Annotated in this window: 1 pseudogene; it reads left to right on the top strand. The window is 56.5% G+C overall.

Going from position 1 to position 734, the window contains the following annotated elements:
* Positions 1 to 255 precede the first annotated feature (255 nt).
* Positions 256 to 734: pseudogene (gene queF, locus BG74_RS15140) on the top strand (NADPH-dependent 7-cyano-7-deazaguanine reductase QueF); the annotation flags it as partial.

Raw genomic sequence — 734 nt, 5'->3', positions numbered from 1 at the left:
GCGTTTGACCGGCACTGCCGGGCGGGGCTGCTAGTAAACCGCGTCGCCGATTGCGACGGCGATGTAGGGCGACGGTATGTCGGACACCCCATGACTGAGGTAAACCACCGGTCGTTTGTCGCTAATCATCTACATAGCGCGCGGTAAAATCTGCCAGCTCCAGGGCAGCGGCCGGGTCCTTGTTCTCTCTCTTTTTACGGATTCATGCGGTACACTACGCCTAGTATATCAGTAAGGCCCCCTAAGGTAAACGCCATGACGCATTATGACCAACATCATACTTTGCAATCGCTGACGCTGGGGAAACCCACTCCGTACTGCGAGTGCTATGATCCCTCGCTGCTCCAGGCGGTACCCCGTGCCCTCAACCGTGATCCGTTGGGACTACAGGCGGCGGCTCTCCCCTTTCATGGCGCCGATATCTGGACCCTGTACGAGCTCTCCTGGCTCAACAATGCGGGCTTGCCGCAGGTAGCAATTGGCGAAATTGCCCTTAACGCCAACAGCACAAATCTTATCGAATCCAAAAGTTTTAAACTGTACCTGAACAGCTTCAACCAGACTCACTTTCCCTCCCGCGAAGCAGTGCGCAGCCGTCTCGCCGAGGATCTCTCCCACTGTGCCGACGGCGAGGTAGCGGTCACGCTGCGAACACTCGACGAGTTTACCGGCAGCCCAGTGCTGGGTTTTGATGGCGAATGCATCGACGATCAACCTATCCGTATAGACGACTA

It is taken from the genome of Sodalis-like endosymbiont of Proechinophthirus fluctus, from assembly GCF_001602625.1.
Taxonomy (GTDB): domain Bacteria; phylum Pseudomonadota; class Gammaproteobacteria; order Enterobacterales; family Enterobacteriaceae.
The sequence above is the reverse complement of the archived record's forward strand: the minus strand, read 5'-3'. Positions and strand labels throughout refer to the sequence as shown.